The following is a 23,082-nucleotide window of genomic DNA, read 5'->3' as shown; positions in this document are numbered from 1 at the left end:
GGAGAGTGGATAGTTTGTCAACACTTCGTGAAGAAGCACTTCACATGCATAAAGTGCATCAAGGAAAATTAGAAACTGTATCAAAAGTAAAAGTAGAAAATGCAAAAGATTTAAGTCTTGCATATTCTCCAGGGGTTGCAGAACCTTGTAAAGAAATTTATGACGATAAAAGTAAGGTATATGAATATACGATGAAGGGAAATATGGTAGCAGTTGTGACAGATGGAACAGCTGTACTTGGTCTTGGTAACATTGGACCTGAAGCATCTCTTCCAGTAATGGAAGGTAAAGCTGTATTATTCAAGAGCTTTGCTGGTGTAGATGCATTCCCGATTGCCTTAAATACAAACGATGTAGATAAAATTGTTGAAACTGTAAAATTAATGGAGCCAACTTTTGGCGGCGTTAACTTAGAAGATATCGCAGCACCAAACTGCTTCATTATTGAAGAGCGTTTGAAAAAAGAAACAAATATTCCTATCTTCCATGATGATCAACACGGAACAGCTATCGTAACAGTAGCAGGTCTTGTAAATGCACTGAAATTAGTTGGAAAGAAAATGTCTGACATTAAAGTTGTCGCAAATGGCGCAGGTGCAGCAGGTATTGCAATTATTAAACTTTTATATCGCTATGGTGTACGCGACATTATTATGTGTGACCGTAAAGGGGCAATCTATGATGGTCGTCCTACAGGTATGAATCCGGTGAAGGATGAAGTTGCAAAATATACAAATAAGAATCGTATAGAAGGTTCTTTAGCTGATGTTGTACAAGGTGCGGACGTATTCATTGGTGTATCTGCAGAAGGTGCATTAACAGAAGAGATGGTTCGTACAATGAATGACAATGCGATTATTTTTGCAATGGCAAATCCAGTTCCAGAAATTATGCCAGAATTGGCAAAAGCAGCGGGCGCAGCTGTTGTTGGAACAGGTCGTTCTGACTTCCCGAACCAAGTAAATAATGTACTGGCGTTCCCTGGTATTTTCCGCGGTGCACTTGACGTACATGCGACACAAATTAACGAAGAAATGAAGATGGCAGCTGTACAGGCTATTGCTGAGCTTGTAGCAGAAGACGAGTTAAATGCAGACTATATTATTCCGGCACCATTTGACGCGCGTGTAGCGCCTCAAGTAGCGGCTTACGTTGCAAAAGCAGCAATGGAGACAGGAGTAGCTCGCCGTCAAGTAGATCCAAATGAGATCGCTGAAAAAACAAAACAATTAGCGCTGATTGGTAAAGAATAAGCGAGGAATTTCCATTGACATCATCAAATACAAAAGTATATCTCGAAATTGTAAAAAAAATTCGTTCCATTATGGAAGAGGATGGATTGGTAGCGGGGGATCGTTTGCCGTCTGAGCGCGAGTTAAGTTCACGTTTAAACGTAGGACGTTCCTCTGTAAGAGAAGCATTGCGTGCTTTAGAACTGGTAGGATTGATTGAAACGAGACGTGGTGAAGGGACGTTTATTCGAAACTTTTATGATAACGGTCTTGTACAATTAATTGCTCCGTTCTTACTGCAAGATGAGAAAACAATTCGTGATTTATTACAAACAAAACGATTGCTTGAGAAAGATATGATTCGAATTGTATGTAATTTACCGAAAGAAACGTTTTCTAAAGTACTAAGTAGATTACACCAAGTACTTGAAGAAAATGAAAGCTCAATCCCAACGCTTCATCAAACGTTCTTTAAAACACTTATTGAACAAGTCGATAATTATTTACTATATCGCATTTGGATGATCGTAAATGATTACGTAGCAACTCTTTCTTGTAAAGTTTCAAGAGATTCTATCGATATGTATAGAAAGCTTTATGCTACTTTGGAAGAAAAACAAGAAAATGATGCACTAAAAATTTACGATGAATTAGTAGAGAATATACAGTTTCACTCGTAATGTATAAAATTTGTCGAAATGACCATGACACGTTATGACAAACATTCTACCGCGTAGCGGTTAAAGTTAAACGTAAAGAGTGAGGTTATTAGACAGATTGAGAAGATAAGGCTAACATCAAACTTTGGTGTTAGCCCCATTTTCTTCTTACGCTAACCTTAGCTCTCAACGAAGGGGGTCAAATTGTGCTAAGAGATTTATTCGTGAAAAAGAAAAAGTACGCTGCAATACCTTCAGAACAAGTACGAAAAGATGTGCCAGATGGCGTTATGACAAAATGTCCGGAATGTAAAAAAATCATGTATACGAAAGAACTTCTAAAAAATTTAAAAGTATGTGTGAATTGTGGATATCATCATCCTATGAATGCATGGGAACGTCTTAATAGTATATTGGACGAAGGGTCATTCCGTGAGTATGACAAAGAAATGGTTTCATTAAATCCACTCGAGTTTCCAGGTTATGAAGAGAAACTAGAGAGCGATCGTAAGAAGACTGAATTGAACGAAGCGGTTGTAACTGGTGAAGGAACAATTGATGACATGCTTGTTGTTGTTGCAGTAATGGATTCTCGTTTTCGAATGGGGAGCATGGGCTCTGTAGTAGGAGAAAAAATCGCCCGTGCGGTTGAAAAGGCGTACGACTTACAAGTTCCATTTATTATCTTTACTGCTTCGGGTGGTGCCCGTATGCAAGAAGGGATATTAAGTTTAATGCAAATGGCAAAAACAAGCGTAGCTTTGAAAAAGCATAGTAATGCAGGAGGGTTATTCATTTCTGTTATGACTCACCCAACGACGGGCGGGGTTTCAGCGAGTTTCGCTTCACTTGGTGATTATAATCTTGCAGAACCAGGTGCACTTATCGGATTTGCTGGTAGACGTGTAATTGAACAAACGGTGCGTGAGAAACTACCGGAAGATTTCCAAACGGCAGAATTCTTACTAGATCATGGTCAATTAGATGCGGTGGTGCATCGTGATGATATGAGAGAATCGCTTCGCAAGATTTTAGAAGTTCATCAAGGAGGGGAAATGGCTGTATGGCAGAGCTAGAATTTGAAAAACCAGTTGTTGAGCTAAGAAATAAGATTCGTGAACTGAAAGACTATACGAAAAACAGCCAGATGGACTTCAGTGAGGAGATTCGTATTTTGGAAGAAAAGCTAGAAAATTTAGAGGAAGATATATACGGCAATCTAAAAGTATGGGACCGTGTTCAAATTGCTCGTCATGCAGAACGACCGACAACGCTCGATTATATTGAGCACTTATTTACTGATTTTTTCGAATGTCATGGAGATCGTCTATTTGGCGATGATGCAGCGATTGTCGGCGGCATTGCGAAATATAAAGGGATGCCTGTAACTGTAATTGGGCATCAGCGCGGAAAAGATACGAAAGAAAATATTCGCCGTAACTTTGGAATGCCTCATCCAGAAGGATATCGAAAAGCACTGCGTCTCATGAAACAAGCGGAAAAGTTTAATCGTCCTATTATTTGTTTCATCGATACGAAGGGAGCTTATCCTGGTAAAGCAGCTGAAGAACGTGGACAAAGTGAAGCTATTGCCCGCAACCTATTTGAGATGGCAGGTTTAACGGTACCAGTTATTTGTATCGTTATCGGTGAAGGCGGTAGTGGTGGTGCGCTAGGTCTTGGAGTAGGAGATTACATTCATATGCTAGAAAATTCCACTTATTCTGTTATTACACCAGAGGGTGCAGCGGCAATTCTTTGGAAAGATGCAGGAAAAGCAAAGGAAGCTGCAGAAGCAATGAAAATTACAGCAGCAGATTTGAAAGAATTAGGTGTAATTGATGAAATTATTCCAGAGGCAAAAGGTGGAGCTCACCGTAATCTTTTAAAACAGTCAGAAAATATAGACTTAATGATTAGAAAAACTTTTGAACAATTAAACGGAATTTCGAAAGATGAATTAATCGAAAAACGTTATGAAAAATATATGAAAATTGGGCAAGTTTCGTTTTCAAACGCTTCCATTGGGATAAAATAAGAAAAGCGTGCGTTCCTCTTCGCGAATGCACGTTTTTATTATGAAAAGACACATCTTCTCCATTGTGTTTTTATATTTTTTCGTGTTATTTTATTATAAGGCAAATAATCTTTATGAGGTGAGTACAAATGAAACGTATTGGTGTATTAACAAGTGGTGGAGATTCACCTGGTATGAATGCTGCCATTCGTGCAGTTGTTCGTAAAGCGATTTTCCATGATATTGAAGTATATGGTATTTACCATGGATACGCTGGATTAATTTCTGGTCACATTGAAAAATTAGAACTTGGTTCTGTTGGCGATATTATCCACCGCGGTGGTACGAAATTATATACAGCAAGATGTCCTGAGTTTAAAGACCCAGAAGTACGACTAAAAGGTATCGAGCAATTAAAGAAACATGGTATCGAAGGACTTGTTGTTATTGGTGGAGATGGTTCTTACCAAGGCGCTAAAAAATTAACTGAACAAGGATTCCCATGTGTTGGTGTACCAGGTACAATCGACAATGATATCCCTGGAACAGACTTCACAATTGGTTTCGATACAGCTTTAAACACTGTTATTGATGCAATTGATAAAATCCGTGACACAGCTACATCTCATGAACGTACATATGTTATCGAAGTAATGGGACGTCACGCTGGTGATATTGCATTATGGGCTGGTTTAGCTGATGGTGCAGAAACAATCTTAATTCCAGAAGAAGAGTATGACATGGATGATGTTATCGCTCGTCTGAAGCGCGGTAGTGAACGTGGTAAAAAACACAGTATTATCGTTGTAGCTGAAGGTGTTGGAAGTGCAATTGACATCGGTAAGCACATTGAAGAAGCAACAAACTTTGATACTCGTGTAACTGTATTAGGTCACGTACAACGTGGCGGATCACCAAGTGCACAAGACCGTGTATTAGCAAGTCGTCTTGGCGCAAGAGCAGTTGAATTATTAATTGCTGGTAGAGGTGGACGTTGTGTAGGTATTCAAGATAACAAACTTGTTGATCATGATATTATCGAAGCGTTAGCTCAAAAGCATACAATCGATAAAGATATGTATCAATTATCTAAAGAATTATCCATCTAATCGGCGTAATGTCAGATATTTGGGAACGGTTTCATAATTTTCGGAGGTGCAATATGCGTAAAACTAAAATTGTATGTACTATAGGTCCTGCTAGTGAAAGTATTGAAAAATTAGAGCAATTAATCGAAGCAGGTATGAACGTTGCTCGTTTAAACTTCTCTCATGGTAGCCATGAAGAGCACGGAGCTCGTATTAAAAACATTCGTGAAGCTTCAAAGAAAACTGGTAAAACAGTTGGTATCTTACTTGATACAAAAGGTCCAGAAATCCGTACTCACGACTTCGTAGACGGACAAGCTGAGCTTGTAACAGGTGCAGAAGTAGTTCTTTCTACTGAGCAAGTATTAGGTACTGCAGAGAAGTTCTCTGTATCTTATGCTGGTCTTTATGACGATGTAGACCCAGGTTCTCGCATTCTAATCGATGACGGTCTTATCGAACTAGAAGTAATCGAAAAAGCTGATGGAAACATCCGTACAAAAGTTCTTAACAGCGGAACTGTAAAAAATAAAAAAGGTGTTAACGTACCAAACGTAAGCATTAAGCTTCCTGGTATCACTGAAAAAGACGTAAAAGATATCATCTTCGGTATCGAGCAAAAAGTTGATTTCATCGCAGCTTCATTCGTACGTAAAGCGTCTGACGTATTAGAAATCCGTGAATTATTAGAAGAGCATGGCGCTCAATACATCCAAATCGTACCGAAAATCGAAAACCAAGAAGGTATCGACAACATCGATTCAATCTTAGAAGTTTCTGACGGTTTAATGGTAGCTCGTGGTGATATGGGTGTAGAAATTCCACCAGAAGAAGTACCATTAGTACAAAAACGTCTAATCAAAAAATGTAACGTGTTAGGTAAACCAGTTATTACTGCGACACAAATGTTAGACTCTATGCAACGTAACCCACGTCCAACTCGTGCTGAAGCAAGTGACGTAGCTAACGCAATCTTCGATGGTACAGATGCAATCATGCTTTCAGGTGAAACAGCTGCTGGTCAATATCCGGTAGAAGCAGTAACAATGATGGCTAACATTGCAGTACGTGTTGAAAAATCATTACAATACGAAGATATGTTCAAAAAACGTATTAAAGAGTTCACTCCAACAATTACAGATGCAATTAGCCAATCTGTTGCGCATACAGCACTTGCTCTTGATGTAGCTGCAATCGTAGCTCCAACAGAAAGTGGACATACTGCGAAAATGATCTCTAAATACCGTCCAAAATCTCCAATCGTAGCTGTAACATCTGACGAGCAAGTAGGACGTCGTCTTGCACTTGTTTGGGGTGTACAAGCATTTATGGCTGAGAAGCGCGCAGCTTCAACTGACGAAATGTTAGATACAGCAATTCAAACAGGTATGGATGCAGGTCTAATCGGCCTTGGAGATACTGTAGTAATTACTGCTGGTGTTCCAGTTGCTGAAACTGGTACAACAAACTTAATGAAAATCCACGTTGTTGGTGAAGAAGTTGCTAAAGGACAAGGAATCGGTCGTAAAGCTGCAAAAGGTAAAGTAGTTGTAGCAAAAACAGCTGCTGAAGCTGTAGCGAACGTAAACGAAGGTGATATCCTTGTTACAACAAGCACTGATAAAGATATGATTCCTGCAATCGAAAAAGCTGCTGCTTTAGTTGTAGAAGAAGGTGGCTTAACAAGCCATGCTGCTGTTGTAGGCGTATCAATCGGTATTCCTGTTATCGTTGGTGTAAACGGCGTAACAGCAACTTTAAAAAATGGCCAAGAAGTAACAGTTGATGCAGCACGCGGAATTGTTTATAATGGACATGCGGAAGTGCTATAAGTAATACGGAGAGAAGGATCGGAGTCCTTCTCTTTTTTTTACACAAAAACGAGATAGAGTTAGCTTAAAACGCCTAGAATTGCTTTTAAAAGCTGTTTGTTATGGGTTTTAATATGAAAGGGTATTATATTTCATATGATGTATATAGGCGTTGTGAGGGCGTTAAAAGTGAGTTGTGAGAGAGGTGTAGAACTATGAAGTGGTTACTATTCTTGTTTATTTTAATACCGGCGATTGAGATTACGGTCTTAATCGGATCAAGTCATGTAATAGGTTTATGGTCTACGTTCGCTATGATTGTATTTACAGGTGTAGTAGGTGTGTATTTGGCGAAAAGACAAGGATTTAAAGTGCTTGGAGAGATTCAATCTAAGTTGAATAGAGGGGAAATGCCAGGTGAGGCAGTACTAGATGGTATTTTTGTATTTGTAGGAGGTATTCTCTTAGTGCTTCCTGGTTATGTGACAGATGTGCTAGGGTTTATCTGCGTGATCCCTATTACGAGAGCTTTATTGAAGCCGCTTGTTATGAAGTGGATGGAATGGAAGTTTAGAAAGAACTCTACTATTATCATTCAGAAGTAGCGCTTAGATTATAACGATCTAAGTGCTATTTTTTTGTCTTGTAAGAGGAGGGGAGCTTTCTGATTGAGGCTTTGCTTTACCGCACTATTTGTGGGGGGATGATGAGTGGGGATGAACAAAATGTCCGCTTATTATATTTGCTATATAATTTTCGTTTGAACTCTTGTTGTGCTTCGATTAAACGTGTGATTTTTTAGTGCTATTAATTTGGATGAATAAGATGGTGCGAAATGCAGCCAAATTAAAGTTTTGCTTTTGTATATAAAGGAGCGATTGGTGTAAAGAATTCATATAAAAGGTGGTGATTGTTAGTTGAAGCCTTATTTTATGCCATTTTGTATATTTATTCATTTACATAAAAAGTAATAAATGTAAGTAATAATTATAGATAAAATAGAATAAAAATGTATTTTTAGCTAGAATATGTGTTTTTTTTATGCAAAAAAACAAGAGGATTATCCTGTTTCTGGGTAATGCTCTTGTTGCGTGTAAGTAGTGTGAAAAATAGGTAAAAGGAATAATCAGTGGGAATTTCCCACTGATTATAGCTTGATTTTTTGTATGAATTAGAAACTGTTATTTTGAAGGTGAACCTTTAATATATTTCCACAAGTCATGGAAGACATTAGCTTTGTGTAATGTATTAAGTAGTACTAAGGTGACTGGACCGATGATTAATCCTAAAAAGCCAAAAAGTTTAAAGCCGACAAATAGAGCGACGAGTGTTGCTAATGGATCGAGACCGATGTTAGATGAAAGTACTTTCGGTTCCATAATTTGTCTTTGGACAATCACGACGATGTATAAAATGAGAAGACCAATGGCGAATGCGGTATCGCCAGTGAAAAATACGTATATAACCCATGGAACGAAGACTGCGCCTGTTCCTAAATATGGTAGTAAATCTACAACTCCTGTAATAATCGCAATAGTAATGGCGTATGGTACGCGTAATATTAAAAGTCCGATCAGTACAATAACGGTTGTCATAGATACGAGTGTAAGTTGTGCTTTCACAAAACCGAATAAAGCTTTTTTTAAGTCGACAAAAATAGTTTTTCCGTAGCCATGTACACGATTTGGTAGTAATTTTCTTGCTTTTTGAGCAAGACGGTGCCAATCGTAACTAATGAAGAAAGTGGCTAATAAAATGAATACAAGGACAGTTAAAGTTGTTGGCAGTGCACTAATGAAATTCGTTAACCCGCTTATAATGGCGGTTAAAAGTTCTTTCATTTGTGTTGTTGCCTCTGTTCCTAAGTTTTGAATGTTTTGTGTAATTGTATAGCGCTGTGGTTCTCCAAGATGATTAAATTTAGAGATTAAATCATCGTAGAGAGGCATAATATGATTAAGTGCAAATTGCTGGGCGAATGTAACGATATCTGGAAACTTTACTGTAACAAGTTGTAGTAAGTATGTTGTGGCAGATATTGCTTCAGTCACAAGATATGTAACAAGTCCAACGATAGCTCCAAATACGAGAATTAAGCTAACGAGTACTGCTAGTGCGCGAGGAAATTGTAGTTTTTGATTAAGGAAATTGACGACAGGATTAATCAAATAAGCAAATGCAAAAGCGATAATAAAAGGATAGATAAGCCCTGACATGTATAGTAATACATAGAACCCAGCTACCGTTGCTACAATGACAAATATGAGTCGCAATATCATATATAGTAAGTTTCGGTTCAAAGATGTATACCTCCCATTCCAATTTGGATTATCCTAATTCGTTCAACTTATAACGAGTGTGCCCCACTGATTAAAGTTTCACTTTACCCCGCATTAACGGGCAGTAAATCTCCTACCCGAAGTGCGGCTGGATCAAAGGAGTTAGATGGAGATAAACTGCCCGTAAAAGCCCGATTGGTTCAACTAATAATCAGTGGAAAATGCCCCACTGATTAAAGTTTCACTTTATGTTATAGTGGAATGATGGATTTTTCTTGCTTTTTCAGTATGTGAGTGACTGTGAAAGCTTGGTGTTGATGCTTCTACTATATGGTAAAAACTTCATTTTCTCTTCTTTTTATTTTACCTGTTTCTAATTAGAAAAGAAAGAAGAGACGCCTGTTTTTTAAAATGTATACATGCTTAAATTTTTATGGTGAAAGTCTCAATTTATCATTTTAAAATACATAAAAAATGAAGTGATTCATGTTGAATAGGCATCGATATATCATGTATAACGATAGGTTTAAAGGTATTTTTGTTTGGAAATGAGTTCATTATTTTCAGAAAGGAAGTGCAAACATGATTAGTCAGTCAACGTTATTTTTATTCATACTACTTATTATAGGACTTATTGCGAAAAACCAATCGCTTACTGTGGCTATTGGTGTGTTATTTTTATTGAAGTTTACGTTTTTAGGAGATAAGGTCTTTCCTTATCTACAAACGAAAGGAATTAACCTAGGTGTAACGGTCATTACAATAGCGGTGCTCGTACCGATTGCGACGGGGGAAATAGGTTTTAAACAACTTGGAGAAGCGGCAAAATCTTATTATGCGTGGATTGCTTTAGCTTCAGGTGTAGCGGTCGCTTTGTTAGCGAAAGGCGGCGTACAATTGTTGACAACGGATCCTCACATTACAACTGCGCTTGTTTTTGGGACAATTATAGCGGTTGCGCTATTTAATGGGGTTGCTGTTGGTCCGTTAATTGGGGCTGGAATTGCCTATGCGGTTATGAGTATTATACAAATGTTTAAATAAGGAATTTTATAGTAATATAAAATTTTTGAATTCTTTCTGTTCACAAAAGTCAGATAATTGTTTATAATAGGATTAGAAACTTTGAAAAGTTACATAACAGCAGAGACTTTACACCAGATAAAATAAAAACAACATAAAACAATTTTATAATGATATTGTTTTATGTTGTTTTTATCATAAAACTCTTCGGAATGTATTTTCCTCACTAACTTGTTGTTTTGAGCGTGAGGATTCGGGGAGACATTCACGCTCATGCTTTCCATGTAAACAATGGACAATAAGAGGGGAACATCGCAACAAATTTGCATGATCGTGCATTTTGCTTGCCTAAAGAGTGAACGGGCGTTCATAATTCATAAGGGGAGCAAATAGATATAAGGAGCAAGGTTGGGAGAATTTTCAGGAAAAGGAGAGAATGTCATGACTGTTATTCGAGGTTTAGAAGGGGTAGTAGCAACAACATCATCTGTGAGCTCTATTATTGATGATACATTAACTTATGTTGGGTATAATATTGATGATTTAGCTGAGAATGCTACGTTTGAAGAAGTAGTGTACTTATTATGGCACCGCAAGCTTCCTAATGAAAAAGAACTAGCGGAATTTAATGAAATTGTATCTGAATACTATAAAGTTCCAGGTGAGATTTTAACATATTTGAAACAAGTAGATTTAAAAATTGCACATCCGATGTCTGTTTTACGAACTGCAATTTCCATGCTATCATTATACGATGAGAGCGCTGAAATTATGGATGAAAAGTCCAATTATTTGAAAGCGGTTAAATTACAGGCTCAAGTGGGAACTTTAGTTGCTGCTTACGCGAGAATCCGTAAAGGTTTAGATATTGTTGAGCCAAGAAAAGATTTATCATTAGCTGCAAACTTCTTGTACATGTTAAATGATCGCGAGCCAAATGAAGTTGAAATTGAAGCTTTTGATAAGGCACTTGTACTTCATGCAGATCATGAGTTAAACGCTTCTACATTTACTGCACGTGTTTGCGTAGCTACACTGTCAGATGTATATTCTGGTATTACAGCAGCAATCGGTGCATTAAAAGGTCCTCTTCACGGTGGGGCAAATGAAAATGTAATGAAGATGTTAACTGAAATTGGCGAAGAAGAAAATGTAGAGTCATATATTCATAATGCTCTTCAAAATAAAGTGAAAATCATGGGCTTTGGCCACCGTGTGTATGAGCAAGGTGATCCACGTGCAAAACACTTACGTGAAATGTCTAAGAGATTATGCGTGCTTTTAGGAGAAGACAAATGGTATAATATGTCTATCAAAATTGAAGACATTGTAACAAAAGAAAAAGGTCTTCCACCAAATGTCGATTTCTATTCAGCTTCTGTATACCATTGTTTAGGAATTGACCATGACTTATTTACACCTATTTTTGCAATTAGCCGTATGTCAGGCTGGTTAGCTCATATTCTAGAACAATATGAAAACAACCGTTTAATCCGTCCGCGTGCTGATTATAATGGACCAACGCATCAAGTGTATGTTCCAATCGCACAAAGATAAGTGAAAAACACTATTTCGATAGTGAAAATACGCTTTCAAAAGTCTGATTTTTTCGGAAAGATGTAATGATTAGAATATTTTAATTTGACTAACGGTTTGAACTGAGGGGTTATTCCCTCAGTTTCATACATATGAAATTTCAAACATGGGGGTTATCACATTGACGACAGGTGAAAAAATTACTGTAACTAATGGTGTTATGAATGTACCAAACAATCCGATTATTCCATTTATTGAAGGAGATGGAATTGGTCCTGATATTTGGGCAGCTGCATCTCGCGTAATAGAAGCAGCAGTTGAAAAAGCTTATGATGGTGAGAAGAAAATCGTTTGGAAAGAAGTGCTTGCAGGGGAAAAAGCATTCAACCAAACAGGCGAGTGGTTACCAGAAGAAACTTTAAATTTAATTCGCGAATATTTAATCGCAATTAAAGGTCCACTTACAACTCCAGTTGGCGGTGGTATTCGTTCTCTAAACGTAGCACTTCGTCAAGAATTAGATCTATATGTATGTCTACGTCCAGTTCGTTATTTTGAAGGTGTTCCTTCACCTGTAAAACGTCCGGAAGATACTGATATGGTTATTTTCCGTGAAAATACAGAAGACATTTATGCTGGAATTGAATATGCACAAGGATCTCCAGAAGCAGAAAAAGTTCTTACTTTCTTAAAAGAAGCAATGGGTGTTAATAAAATCCGCTTCCCAGAAACATCTGGTATTGGTATTAAACCAATCTCAGAAGAAGGGACAAAGCGTCTTGTTCGTGCTGCAATTCAATATGCAATTAATGAAAAACGCTCTTCTGTTACATTAGTTCATAAAGGAAACATTATGAAATTTACAGAAGGTGCTTTCAAAAACTGGGGTTACGAAGTAGCGGAACAAGAATTCGGCGACAAAGTATTTACTTGGGCTGAATATGATCGCATTGTTGAAAAAGATGGTAAAGATGCAGCAAATAAAGCGATGGCAGACGCTGAAGTGGCTGGAAAAATCATCGTAAAAGATTCTATTGCAGACATCTTCTTACAACAAATTTTAACTCGTCCACGTGAGTTCGATGTTGTTGCAACAATGAACTTAAATGGTGACTATATCTCTGATGCACTTGCTGCACAAGTAGGTGGAATTGGTATTGCACCTGGTGCAAACATTAACTATGTGACTGGACATGCTATCTTTGAAGCTACACACGGTACAGCTCCAAAATATGCAGGTTTAGATAAAGTAAACCCATCTTCAGTTCTTCTTTCAGGTGTATTATTATTAGAACACTTAGGATGGAATGAAGCAGCGAAATTAGTAACAGATTCAGTTGAGAAAACAATTGCATCAAAAGTAGTAACATATGACTTCGCTCGCCTAATGGAAGGCGCAACAGAAGTGAAGTGTTCTGAGTTTGCTAATGAGCTTATTAAAAACATGGATGTAGCGATAATCAAAAACGCATAATTAAAGCGGGGGGTAAATTATGACAATCAAACGCAAGAAAGTTTCAGTCATCGGTGCAGGATTTACAGGAGCAACAACGGCATTCTTATTAGCACAAAAAGAACTTGCAGATGTTGTATTAGTGGACATTCCACAACTGGAAAATCCAACAAAAGGGAAAGCGTTAGATATGTTAGAAGCGAGCCCAGTACAAGGTTTTGATGCTAACATTATTGGAACATCTGATTACGCAGATACTGCTGATTCTGACGTTGTCGTTATTACAGCAGGTATTGCACGTAAGCCTGGTATGAGCCGTGATGACTTAGTAGCAACGAACTCTAAAATTATGAAAAGTATTACGCGCGACATTGCAAAACATTCACCAAATGCAATTATTGTTGTGTTAACAAATCCAGTTGATGCAATGACATATTCTGTATTTAAAGAAGCAGGATTCCCGAAAGAGCGTGTAATTGGCCAATCGGGCGTATTAGATACAGCTCGTTTCCGTACATTCATCGCACAAGAATTAAATCTTTCTGTGAAAGACATTACAGGATTTGTTCTTGGTGGACACGGTGACGACATGGTACCTCTTGTGCGTTATTCTTATGCAGGCGGTATTCCGTTAGAAACGTTAATTCCGAAAGAGCGTTTAGAAGCAATCGTAGAACGTACACGTAAAGGTGGCGGTGAGATTGTAGGCTTATTAGGAAACGGTAGTGCATATTACGCACCAGCAGCTTCTTTAGTTGAAATGACAGAAGCAATCTTAAAAGATCAACGCCGTGTATTACCAGCTATTGCGTACCTTGAAGGTGAGTATGGTTATAGTGACCTTTACTTAGGGGTACCAGTAATTCTAGGTGGTAACGGAATTGAAAAAATTATTGAATTAGAACTTCTTGCAGATGAAAAAGAAGCGTTAGATCGCTCTGTAGAATCTGTACGTAACGTAATGAAAGTTCTTGTTTAATAATTGAATAGTAGTGAAAAAGATTCGGGATTCCGAATCTTTTTCTACTATTTACCGAATTGTTTTTTTGAAATAATATGAAAACGCTATCATTTGTAGTATCCTATAATGAAACTATAGATTTATACTATACATTGCCCTCATCATAGTAAATTTCGGATAAGGTATCGCTTTTAGTAGGATAATAAGGTGAAAAAATCGGAGGGGGTTGTAACATGTTAAAGAAAAAAGTTCAAATTGGTCGTAAAATGGATGAAATTACAGTAGGAGAGAAATTATCTATCACTGAAAAAATTGAGGATAAAGATTTGTTATTGTACTTAGGGTTAACGAATGATGCCAATCCATTATATATTCAGCATGATTACGCATCCCAAACTCCGTATGAAAAGCCGATTGTACCAAGCATTATGCTAACGGGAATGATTACAACGGCGGTTACGAAATATTTACCGGGTCCAGGAAGTCATATTACGAGAAAGGACCTTACGTTCGTGAAGCATGTTCACCATTATGAAACGTTACAAATCCACTTTGAAGTTGTGGCTGTTTCTGAGGAGGAACATACAATTGATATGCTTGTATCTGCTCATGATGAAAAAGGAGAAACTGTTGTAAAAGGTTCATTAACAGTCACGCCGCCTTTTAAATCTGTTTCCATTATGGAAAAAGCATTAGATAATTTTTAAAAGATGAAAATATGAATAGCGCTAGCATACCTTGAATAAGGATGCTAGCGCTATTTTTAGTTGAAAAATCCTTCTTTGAACCCTTCAGCAAATTCTGAGCACCCCGTTTTAATCGTATCCCAGCTCGGTACGTTAAAAGTAAGGAAACATGTTACTACTAAAGTTAAAATAGGTAGTAATAGTCGCATAATAGACCCCTTTTTATATTCAGATTATTGGATTAACAATATTTACTATATTATAATTTAATAATTTAAGTCAATGGAAGGAGTGATTCTTTAAGATGAGGTGGAAAGGAGAAAACGTTATCTTTGAAACGGTAAGAGAAGCTGAAGTGTGGGCAGACGGGGTTGCGAATGAAATGTACGGGAGAGTATTTGATGGATATGAAACACCGGATTATAAAATAGCGTATGCTCTTTCGTTTTTCCTAGCACAAAATCAAGATTTTATAGTTCATACGGAAGTGAGCTTTAAAGAAGAGAGAGTAATCTATAAAGTTTGGCAAAATCCTGTATAGTTGCAGGTGAATCGTAATTACTTCTATTTTCTCAATTCTACACAAACGATCTCCATGAATAGACAATTATATTGAGAGGGACCTTGTTTTCTAGTATGATGAGAATAACGGGGAAAATACTAGGATGAAGAAGGTTTCAAGTCTATAACTTGGAGGAAAAGAATGAACAATCGTATTTTAGTAGTTGATGATGAGGAATTTATCTTAACTTTAATCGAATTTAATTTACAACAAGCTGGGTTTGAAGTTATAACAGCGATGGATGGAGAAATGGCGCTTCAAAAAGCGACAACAGAACGCCCAGATTTAATTATATTAGATTTAATGCTTCCGAAAATGGATGGTATGGAAGTGTGTAAAGAATTACGATTGCAGCGCGTTATGACGCCGATTTTAATGTTAACGGCAAAAGATGATGAGTTTGATAAGGTGCTAGGCCTTGAACTTGGGGCAGATGATTATATGACGAAGCCATTTAGTCCAAGGGAAGTTGTTGCTCGTGTGAAGGCGATTTTGCGCCGCACGAAATTACAACAAGAAGAACAAGTTGCAGAAGCGCCAGATGAAGATAGCATCACAATTGCAGAACTTAAAATTTTACCGGAGTTTTATGAGGCTTATTTCCAAGGAAGAAAGCTTGAATTAACACCAAAAGAATTTGAACTACTTGTGTATCTTGCGAAAAATAAAAGTCGCGTGTTGACGCGTGATCAATTATTAAGTGCTGTATGGAATTACGATTTTGCTGGTGATACACGAATTGTTGATGTTCATATTAGCCATTTGCGCGATAAAATTGAACAAAATACGAAAAAACCGACGTACATTAAAACGATACGTGGTTTAGGATATAAATTAGAGGAGCCAAAAGGGAATGAATAAATTTCGTTCCAGGCTTCTTTTTACATTTGTTTCTCTTATTGTATTTATTTTAGTTGGACTAGGTTTATTGCTAGAAACTGTGTTTGAAAACTACTATATAGATCATGCTAAAGAGAGAATGGTAAAAGAGACGGAGTATGTTGCGGCGTTAGCAGAAGAGCAAGGTTTTGATAATGTCTTAAAAAATCCATACGTATTTGAAAAGTTAGAAGAAAAAATACCAGCTTCTATCGTATTTGTGGATGAAAAAAAGAAAGTTCAATATAGAAAAGGACAAGAATTGGCATTTAGTCCAGAGACGATTAAAGAACTTACTTCGGAATTGGCAAAACAACGAAGTAAAGTGATTACGAAAGAGACAGATCGAAAGAATGAATTTTATCATGCGGTGTTCGTTCAAGATGTAGAAGGAAAACAAGGATACGTTTTGGTGAAAAGTACAATCGATCCTTTAAAAGACGTACATCAAAAAACGTGGGGATTATTAATTATCGGATTTGTTATTGCTTGTCTCGTAGTTGTATTTTTAGGTATGAAAATTACAGGGCAATATATTAGGCCGATTGAATCGGTTACAAAAGTTGCAATTGAATTGGCAAAGGGTAATTATAAAGCACGTGCATACGAAAGTCATTCGGATGAAACAGGAATGCTGAGTAAAGCGATTAATATTTTAGCTCGTAACTTACAAGAGATGACACTTGAACAAGAAATGCAGCAAGATCGTCTGCATACGTTAATTGAAAATATGGGAAGCGGAATGATTTTAATTGATAGCCGCGGGTATATAAACCTTGTAAACCGCTCTTATAAGGAAACTTTCCACGTAACAGATGAAGAATATTTAGATCGCTTATATTATGAATCGTTTCATCATACAGAAATTATTGAGCTTGTAGAAGAAATCTTTATGACAGAAGTGAAAGTGCGTAAACAAATGTTATTGCCACTTGGAATTGAGCGGAAGCATTTCGAAGTATATGGAGCGCCGATTATCGGGACAAACCATGAATGGAAAGGGATTGTTCTCGTATTCCATGACATAACAGAGTTAAAGAAATTAGAACAAATGAGAAAAGACTTTTTAGCGAATGTTTCTCATGAATTAAAGACACCGATTACTTCTATTAAAGGTTTTTCAGAAACACTCTTAGACGGAGCGATGGATAATAAAAAATTCTGCGAACATTTCTTGCACATTATTTTAAAAGAAAGTGAGCGCATGCAAGGATTAATTGAAGATTTATTAGATTTGTCAAAGATCGAACAACAAGGATTTAAATTAAATATGGGAACCGTTGACATGAAGGGGCTGCTTGAAGATATTCATATGGTGCTTGATAATAAAGCAGGAGAAAAAGAAATCTCTTTACAAGTGAATGTATTAAAACGTGCTTCTGTTATTGGAGATCCAAGTCGTTTGAAACAAATCTTTATTAATTTAATAAATAACGCGATCGTATATACACCGGCTGGAGGCGTTGTTTCAGTAGAGTTAGCGGAAGATAAGTATAATGCTTATATAAAAGTATCGGATACTGGAATTGGTATTAGTAAAGAGGAAATTCCGCGTATTTTTGAACGCTTTTACCGAGTGGATAAAGCGAGAAGTAGAAATACTGGTGGTACAGGCCTCGGATTATCAATTGTAAAGCATTTAGTAGAGGCGCATCACGGTACAATTACAGTGGATAGTGAAGTTGGGGAAGGGACAACATTTACAGTTGTTTTACCAAAATCAGCAACTGAAAAATAGGATGAAGGATGTTTACAATATATTAACAATGGCTTAATTAAATATTAATAAAGCTCTGTTAATATAATACATGAAAACCCCTTCATCCAAGGAGTAATTTTGGACGAGAATAGTTAAGCTGTTCTCGTCACTTCCCTTTATGCCAATATAAGTCTGTTTTATATATGAAAGAAAATAACCGTTATTTTTCTTCTCTCTATTAGTCATGTTAATATAGAGAGAGGAAAGGAACGGTTTTTTTCTGTGAAAAAAATCATTTCAAATTTGTATGGGGAGGTTTCAATTTTGGAAAAAAAGGTCGTATTAGTAGATGGTAATAATATCGCGTATCGTGCTTTCTTTGCACTACCGCTTTTAAATAACGACAAAGGTATACATACGAACGCAATTTACGGTTTTACAATGATGTTAATGAGAATATTAGAGGAAGAAAAGCCAACTCATATGTTAGTGGCGTTTGATGCAGGCAAAACAACCTTCCGTCATAAAACGTATAGTGAGTATAAAGGAGGACGTCAAAAGACTCCACCTGAATTATCAGAGCAGTTCCCGTTTATTCGTGAGATGCTGGATGCATTCAACGTACCGCGTTATGAATTAGAAAATTATGAAGCGGATGATATTATGGGAACGCTAGCAAAAGAAGCGAGTGAACAAGGAGCAAGTGTAAAAGTTATTTCAGGAGATAAAGATTTACTTCAACTTGTTTCTGATAACACGCTTGTATGTATTCCGCGAAAAGGGATTACGGAAGTAGATGAATATACGAAAGAAGCTTTATTTGAAAAATATAGCTTATCACCAAAGCAAATTATCGATATGAAAGGTTTAATGGGAGACCAATCAGATAATATTCCGGGTGTACCAGGAGTTGGTGAAAAAACGGCGATTAAATTGTTAACACAGTTTGGAACGGTTGAAGAAGTGTATGAAAATCTAGATCAAGTAAGCGGGAAGAAATTAAAAGAAAAACTAGAAGAAAATAAAGAACAAGCTCTTATGAGTAAAGATCTTGCGACTATTATTACAGATGCGCCGATTACAGTTCATGTGGATGATATGGCGTATAAAGGATATGAAGCAAGTGATGTGATTCCAATGTTCGAGAGTTTAGGATTTACATCTCTTTTAAATAAATTAGGCGTTACGCCAGAAGAAACAGCTCCAGCTGAATTAGATGATATTACATTTGATATTGTGGAAGAAGTTACAGAAGAAATGCTTCAGCAAGATAGTGCGCTTATCGTAGAAGTGCAAGAAGATAATTATCATAAGGCGGACATTCAAGGCTTTGGTATTCAAAATGAAAATGGTTGCTACTTTATTCAGAAGGATATTGCTCTTGCATCGGATGCATTTAAAGCATGGCTTGCAAATGGAGAAATGAGAAAGCATACATTTGATGCGAAGCGAGCAATCGTTGCACTGAAATGGAATGGGATAGATATGCAAGGGATTGACTTTGATCTATTAATCGCTGCTTATTTACTTGACCCGGCTGATACAGATAAAGATTTCCGTACTGTAGCGAAAATGAAAGAAACGCATGCTGTGAAATCAGATGAAGAAGTTTACGGAAAAGGTGCGAAGCGTGCTGTTCCAGAGTTAGAAGTAGTAGCGGAGCATGTGGCTCGTAAAGTGCATGTATTATATGATGTAAAGCAAACATTCGTTGAAGAGTTAAAGAAGAATGAGCAATATGAACTGTTTACAGAGTTAGAACTGCCACTTGCGCGTGTATTAGCTGATATGGAAGTAAAAGGTGTAAAAGTTGATACGGAGCGTCTTCGTAATATGGGAGAAGAACTCGCAGGTAGATTAAAGGAAATGGAACAGGAAATTTATAAGCTTGCGGGAACAGAATTTAATATTAATTCACCGAAGCAGCTTGGTGTAATTCTGTTTGAGAACTTAAACTTACCGGTTATTAAAAAGACGAAAACAGGTTATTCTACGTCAGCTGATGTATTAGACAAGCTTATGGATCGCCATGAAATTATTCCAAACATTTTACATTATCGTCAATTAGGGAAGCTAAATTCAACTTATATTGAAGGTTTACTGAAAGTTGTACATGAAGATTCATCTAAAATTCATACTCGCTTTAATCAAGTGTTAACGCAAACAGGTCGATTAAGTTCAACGGATCCGAACTTGCAAAATATCCCGATTCGATTAGAAGAAGGAAGAAAGATTCGTCAGGCATTTGTTCCATCAGAAGAAGGTTGGATTATGTATGCGGCTGACTATTCACAAATCGAACTGCGTGTATTAGCTCATATTGCAAATGATAAAGGGCTAGTTGAAGCATTCCAGCATGACATGGATATTCATACGAAAACAGCTATGGATGTATTTGGCGTTGAAAAAGATGAAGTCACTTCAAATATGAGACGACAAGCGAAAGCTGTTAACTTCGGAATTGTGTATGGTATTAGTGATTATGGTCTTTCACAAAACTTAGGAATTACAAGAAAAGCAGCAGCGGAATTTATTGAAAAGTATTTAGAAAGTTTCCCTGGTGTACAAGAATATATGGAGGACATCGTAAAAGATGCGAAACAAAAAGGATATGTGGCTACATTATTAAATCGTCGCCGTTATATTCCAGAAATTACGAGTCGTAATTTCAATTTACGTAGCTTCGCTGAGCGTACAGCGATGAATACACCAATTCAAGGTACTGCAGCAGATATAATTAAAAAAGCGATGATTATTATGGCAGATCGTTTAGAAGAAGAAGGATTACAAGCGCGTCTTCTTCTGCAAGTACACGATGAATTAATATTTGAAGCACCAAAAGAAGAAATTGAAAAATTAGAGCAGCTTGTACCTGAAGTAATGGAGCATGCAATTGAACTCGCAGTTCCGCTGAAAGTTGATTATTCTTACGGTCCAACTTGGTACGACGCAAAATAAGGAAGTGATGAAATGCCTGAATTACCAGAGGTTGAAAACGTCAGACGGACACTTGAAAATCTTGTAACAGGAAAAACGATTGAAGATGTTATTGTTACTTATCCAAAAATAGTGAAACGACCGGATGATGCAGAAATCTTTAAAGAAATGCTAAAAGGCGAGAAGATTGAAAATATAAAGCGAAGAGGAAAGTTTTTGCTTCTATATGTAACAAATTATGTTATTGTTTCACATTTGCGTATGGAAGGTAAGTTTTTACTACATCAAGAGGACGAGCCGATTGATAAACATACGCACGTCCGTTTCTTATTTACAGATGGAACTGAATTACATTATAAAGATGTGAGAAAGTTTGGTACGATGCATCTCTTTAAGAAAGGTGAAGAGATGAACCAAATGCCTCTTGCTGACTTAGGTCCGGAGCCGTTTGATGCTGAAATGACACCACAGTATTTACAAGAAAGATTGCAAAAGACAAATCGTAAAATAAAAGTTGTGCTATTGGACCAGCGTCTTTTAGTAGGGCTTGGAAATATATATGTAGATGAAGTTTTATTCCGTTCTCAAATTCATCCGGAACGAGAAGCTTCGTCTTTGACAATAGAAGAAATTGAGCGAATTTATGAGGCTACCGTTACAACGCTAGGCGAAGCAGTGAAGCGTGGCGGAAGTACAATTCGAACGTATATCAACTCACAAGGGCAAATTGGTTCGTTCCAAGAACTCCTAAATGTATACGGAAAAAAAGGAGAACCGTGTGTAACTTGCGGTACGATATTAGAAAAAACAGTTGTTGGCGGAAGAGGAACGCATTACTGCCCAATTTGTCAGCCAAGAATATAGAAAAGAGATAACATCGGATAGGCATTTGTCATATACATACAGCAGAGCTATGTATAAGGGAGGAGCTTACCGATGTACCTTTATTTATCTCTTATTTTATTAGCTTTTACATTAAGCTTAGATAGCTGTAGTGTAGGGCTAACATATGGTTTAAGAAGCGTAAGAATTCCACTAAGATCAATTATAATTATCGGAATGTGTTCAGCGGCTGTTATGCTTGTTTCAATGGGAATTGGACATATGATCGCGAAAGTATTTTCACCTGTTATAGCAACGCGTATCGGTGGGCTTGTTCTTATTGGAATAGGGATTTGGGTATTGTATCAATTTTTTCGAAGTGAAAAAAAAGAAGAACCGAAGCAAGAGGAGAAGGTCTGGAAATTAGAGATTGCCTCGCTAGGGCTAGTGATTCAAATTTTACGGAAACCGACTGTAGCAGATTTTGATAAATCAGGCACCATTTCTGCAGGAGAGGCATTGCTTCTTGGTATCGCTCTTTCTGTAGACTCATTTGGTGCCGGAATTGGTGCATCTTTATTAGGGTATGCACCCGCTATGATGGCGATATTAGTAGCGATTATGAGTTCTTTGTTTTTATTTATTGGAATGAAACTTGGAACGGTTTTATCGAATATGAAGTGGTTACAAAAATTTACATTCCTGCCTGGGGTATTACTCATTATAATTGGAATTTGGAAAATGTAAGTATGGGCGTGGAACATTAGTTTCGCGCCTTTTATTATGAGGAGGCTTATTATGACAGTAGTAATTGGATTAACAGGAGGCATTGCAAGTGGAAAAAGTACAGTATCTCAAATGTTTCGTGAACTAAGCATACCGGTTATTGATGCAGATATTATTGCACGAGAAGTTGTAGAGCAAGGAAAACCAGCATATAACAAAATAGTAGAAGTATTTGGAACGGAAGTGTTACAAGAAGATGGAGAACTAGATCGTCCAAAACTGGGAAGTGTCGTTTTCTATAATGAAGAAAAACGATTGCAGTTAAATAAAATTGTTCATCCTGCAGTGCGTGAGGAAATGAATAGGCAAAAGGAGATGTACATAAAAGAAGATATGCAAGCGGTTGTGTTAGATATTCCTCTCTTATTTGAAAGCAAATTAACAAGTCTTGTTGACCGCGTTTTAGTTGTAGCAGTTAAGCCGCATACGCAATTAGAGCGTTTAATGAAACGAAATAACTTTTCAGAAGAAGAAGCAACAGCTCGTATTCAATCTCAAATGCCGTTAGAAGAAAAAGTGAAAAATGCAGATGAAGTGATAAATAATGATGGCACAATTATGGGAACGAAAACACAATTGCAGGTAATTTTAAAGAAGTGGAACATTATTGACTAAAAAATTGTGAAATTAATGAAAATGCTTAGTGACATAT

At 37.0% G+C, this 23,082-nt stretch carries 21 protein-coding genes; 19 read left to right on the top strand and 2 right to left on the bottom strand.

The window, feature by feature from the left end:
* Positions 1-44 precede the first annotated feature (44 nt).
* The 7 genes from ystJ to AC1Q51_RS10215 all read left to right on the top strand — a co-directional run bounded on the left by ystJ (position 45) and on the right by AC1Q51_RS10215 (position 7,412).
* Positions 45-1,253 carry an NADP-dependent malic enzyme gene (gene ystJ, locus AC1Q51_RS10245; protein WP_161114790.1) on the top strand — a complete coding sequence of 403 codons (1,209 nt, stop codon included), beginning with the start codon at positions 45-47 and terminating at the stop codon, positions 1,251-1,253.
* 14 nt (positions 1,254-1,267) lie between these two features.
* The gene (locus AC1Q51_RS10240; protein WP_000204444.1) at positions 1,268-1,912 is read left to right on the top strand and encodes a FadR/GntR family transcriptional regulator; all 645 of its coding nucleotides are present in this window, start codon (positions 1,268-1,270) and stop codon (positions 1,910-1,912) included.
* Between the two features lie 185 nt (positions 1,913-2,097).
* Positions 2,098-2,967 carry an acetyl-CoA carboxylase, carboxyltransferase subunit beta gene (accD, locus tag AC1Q51_RS10235; protein WP_000942859.1) on the top strand — a complete coding sequence of 290 codons (870 nt, stop codon included), beginning with the start codon at positions 2,098-2,100 and terminating at the stop codon, positions 2,965-2,967.
* On the top strand, positions 2,955-3,929 hold the full coding sequence (accA, locus tag AC1Q51_RS10230; protein ID WP_000818801.1) for an acetyl-CoA carboxylase carboxyl transferase subunit alpha: 975 nt from the start codon (positions 2,955-2,957) through the stop codon (positions 3,927-3,929). The genes accD and accA overlap by 13 nt, the downstream gene beginning before the upstream one ends.
* Before the next feature lie 128 nt (positions 3,930-4,057).
* Complete coding sequence (gene pfkA / locus AC1Q51_RS10225) at positions 4,058-5,017, top strand: 6-phosphofructokinase (RefSeq protein ID WP_000821158.1); 960 nt, start codon at positions 4,058-4,060, stop codon at positions 5,015-5,017.
* Positions 5,018-5,070: 53 nt separating this feature from the next.
* Positions 5,071-6,828: a pyruvate kinase gene (gene pyk, locus AC1Q51_RS10220; RefSeq protein ID WP_001232667.1), complete on the top strand. Its 1,758-nt coding sequence runs from the start codon at positions 5,071-5,073 to the stop codon at positions 6,826-6,828.
* Positions 6,829-7,022: 194 nt separating this feature from the next.
* On the top strand, positions 7,023-7,412 hold the full coding sequence (locus AC1Q51_RS10215) for an FxsA family protein (RefSeq protein ID WP_000871631.1): 390 nt from the start codon (positions 7,023-7,025) through the stop codon (positions 7,410-7,412).
* Between the two features lie 576 nt (positions 7,413-7,988).
* Here AC1Q51_RS10215 and ytvI read toward each other — a convergent pair.
* Complete coding sequence (gene ytvI, locus AC1Q51_RS10210) at positions 7,989-9,107, bottom strand: sporulation integral membrane protein YtvI (RefSeq protein WP_006926492.1); 1,119 nt, start codon at positions 9,105-9,107, stop codon at positions 7,989-7,991.
* Between the two features lie 561 nt (positions 9,108-9,668).
* Here ytvI and AC1Q51_RS10205 point away from each other — a divergent pair.
* The 5 genes from AC1Q51_RS10205 (at position 9,669) to AC1Q51_RS10185 (ending at position 14,766) form a co-directional block, all read left to right on the top strand.
* Positions 9,669-10,130 (top strand): DUF441 domain-containing protein, encoded by a 462-nt coding sequence (locus AC1Q51_RS10205; RefSeq protein WP_000625507.1) that lies wholly within the window; start codon positions 9,669-9,671, stop codon positions 10,128-10,130.
* A 387-nt stretch (positions 10,131-10,517) separates the two neighbouring features.
* Positions 10,518-11,666: a citrate synthase gene (citZ, locus tag AC1Q51_RS10200; protein WP_000503651.1), complete on the top strand. Its 1,149-nt coding sequence runs from the start codon at positions 10,518-10,520 to the stop codon at positions 11,664-11,666.
* Between the two features lie 160 nt (positions 11,667-11,826).
* A complete protein-coding gene (gene icd / locus AC1Q51_RS10195) occupies positions 11,827-13,119 on the top strand; it encodes an NADP-dependent isocitrate dehydrogenase (protein WP_071731427.1) in 1,293 nt (430 codons plus the stop codon).
* Positions 13,120-13,138: 19 nt separating this feature from the next.
* Positions 13,139-14,077 carry a malate dehydrogenase gene (gene mdh, locus AC1Q51_RS10190; RefSeq protein WP_000153232.1) on the top strand — a complete coding sequence of 313 codons (939 nt, stop codon included), beginning with the start codon at positions 13,139-13,141 and terminating at the stop codon, positions 14,075-14,077.
* 215 nt (positions 14,078-14,292) lie between these two features.
* Entirely contained in the window at positions 14,293-14,766 is a 474-nt protein-coding gene (locus AC1Q51_RS10185) for a MaoC family dehydratase (RefSeq protein ID WP_000914180.1), read from the top strand.
* A 56-nt stretch (positions 14,767-14,822) separates the two neighbouring features.
* Here AC1Q51_RS10185 and AC1Q51_RS10180 read toward each other — a convergent pair whose 3' ends face one another.
* Entirely contained in the window at positions 14,823-14,954 is a 132-nt protein-coding gene (locus AC1Q51_RS10180; RefSeq protein ID WP_001238014.1) for a hypothetical protein, read from the bottom strand.
* Positions 14,955-15,049: 95 nt separating this feature from the next.
* Here AC1Q51_RS10180 and AC1Q51_RS10175 point away from each other — a divergent pair, with 95 nt between their 5' ends.
* The 7 genes from AC1Q51_RS10175 to coaE all read left to right on the top strand — a co-directional run bounded on the left by AC1Q51_RS10175 (position 15,050) and on the right by coaE (position 23,045).
* Positions 15,050-15,286, top strand: a complete 237-nt coding sequence (locus AC1Q51_RS10175) for a hypothetical protein (protein ID WP_053563568.1) — start codon at positions 15,050-15,052, stop codon at positions 15,284-15,286.
* A 162-nt stretch (positions 15,287-15,448) separates the two neighbouring features.
* Positions 15,449-16,168, top strand: coding sequence for a two-component system response regulator PhoP (gene phoP, locus AC1Q51_RS10170; RefSeq protein WP_001065220.1), 720 nt, complete (start codon positions 15,449-15,451; stop codon positions 16,166-16,168).
* Entirely contained in the window at positions 16,161-17,924 is a 1,764-nt protein-coding gene (gene phoR / locus AC1Q51_RS10165) for a sensory box histidine kinase PhoR (RefSeq protein ID WP_001032099.1), read from the top strand. Before phoP ends, phoR begins: the two co-directional genes overlap by 8 nt.
* A 285-nt stretch (positions 17,925-18,209) precedes the next feature.
* A complete protein-coding gene (gene polA, locus AC1Q51_RS10160; RefSeq protein WP_053563570.1) occupies positions 18,210-20,843 on the top strand; it encodes a DNA polymerase I in 2,634 nt (877 codons plus the stop codon).
* A gap of 12 nt (positions 20,844-20,855) precedes the next feature.
* Entirely contained in the window at positions 20,856-21,686 is an 831-nt protein-coding gene (gene mutM / locus AC1Q51_RS10155; protein WP_090976929.1) for a DNA-formamidopyrimidine glycosylase, read from the top strand.
* Positions 21,687-21,758: 72 nt separating this feature from the next.
* Positions 21,759-22,391 (top strand): sporulation membrane protein YtaF, encoded by a 633-nt coding sequence (ytaF, locus tag AC1Q51_RS10150; RefSeq protein WP_000281743.1) that lies wholly within the window; start codon positions 21,759-21,761, stop codon positions 22,389-22,391.
* A 51-nt stretch (positions 22,392-22,442) separates the two neighbouring features.
* Positions 22,443-23,045 (top strand): dephospho-CoA kinase, encoded by a 603-nt coding sequence (gene coaE / locus AC1Q51_RS10145; RefSeq protein ID WP_053563572.1) that lies wholly within the window; start codon positions 22,443-22,445, stop codon positions 23,043-23,045.
* The last annotated feature ends 37 nt before the right edge of the window (positions 23,046-23,082 follow it).

It is taken from the genome of Bacillus sp. MT94 (assembly GCF_058792475.1).
Note: the sequence above shows the minus strand (reverse complement) of the source record. Positions and strands in the feature narration are given on the sequence as shown.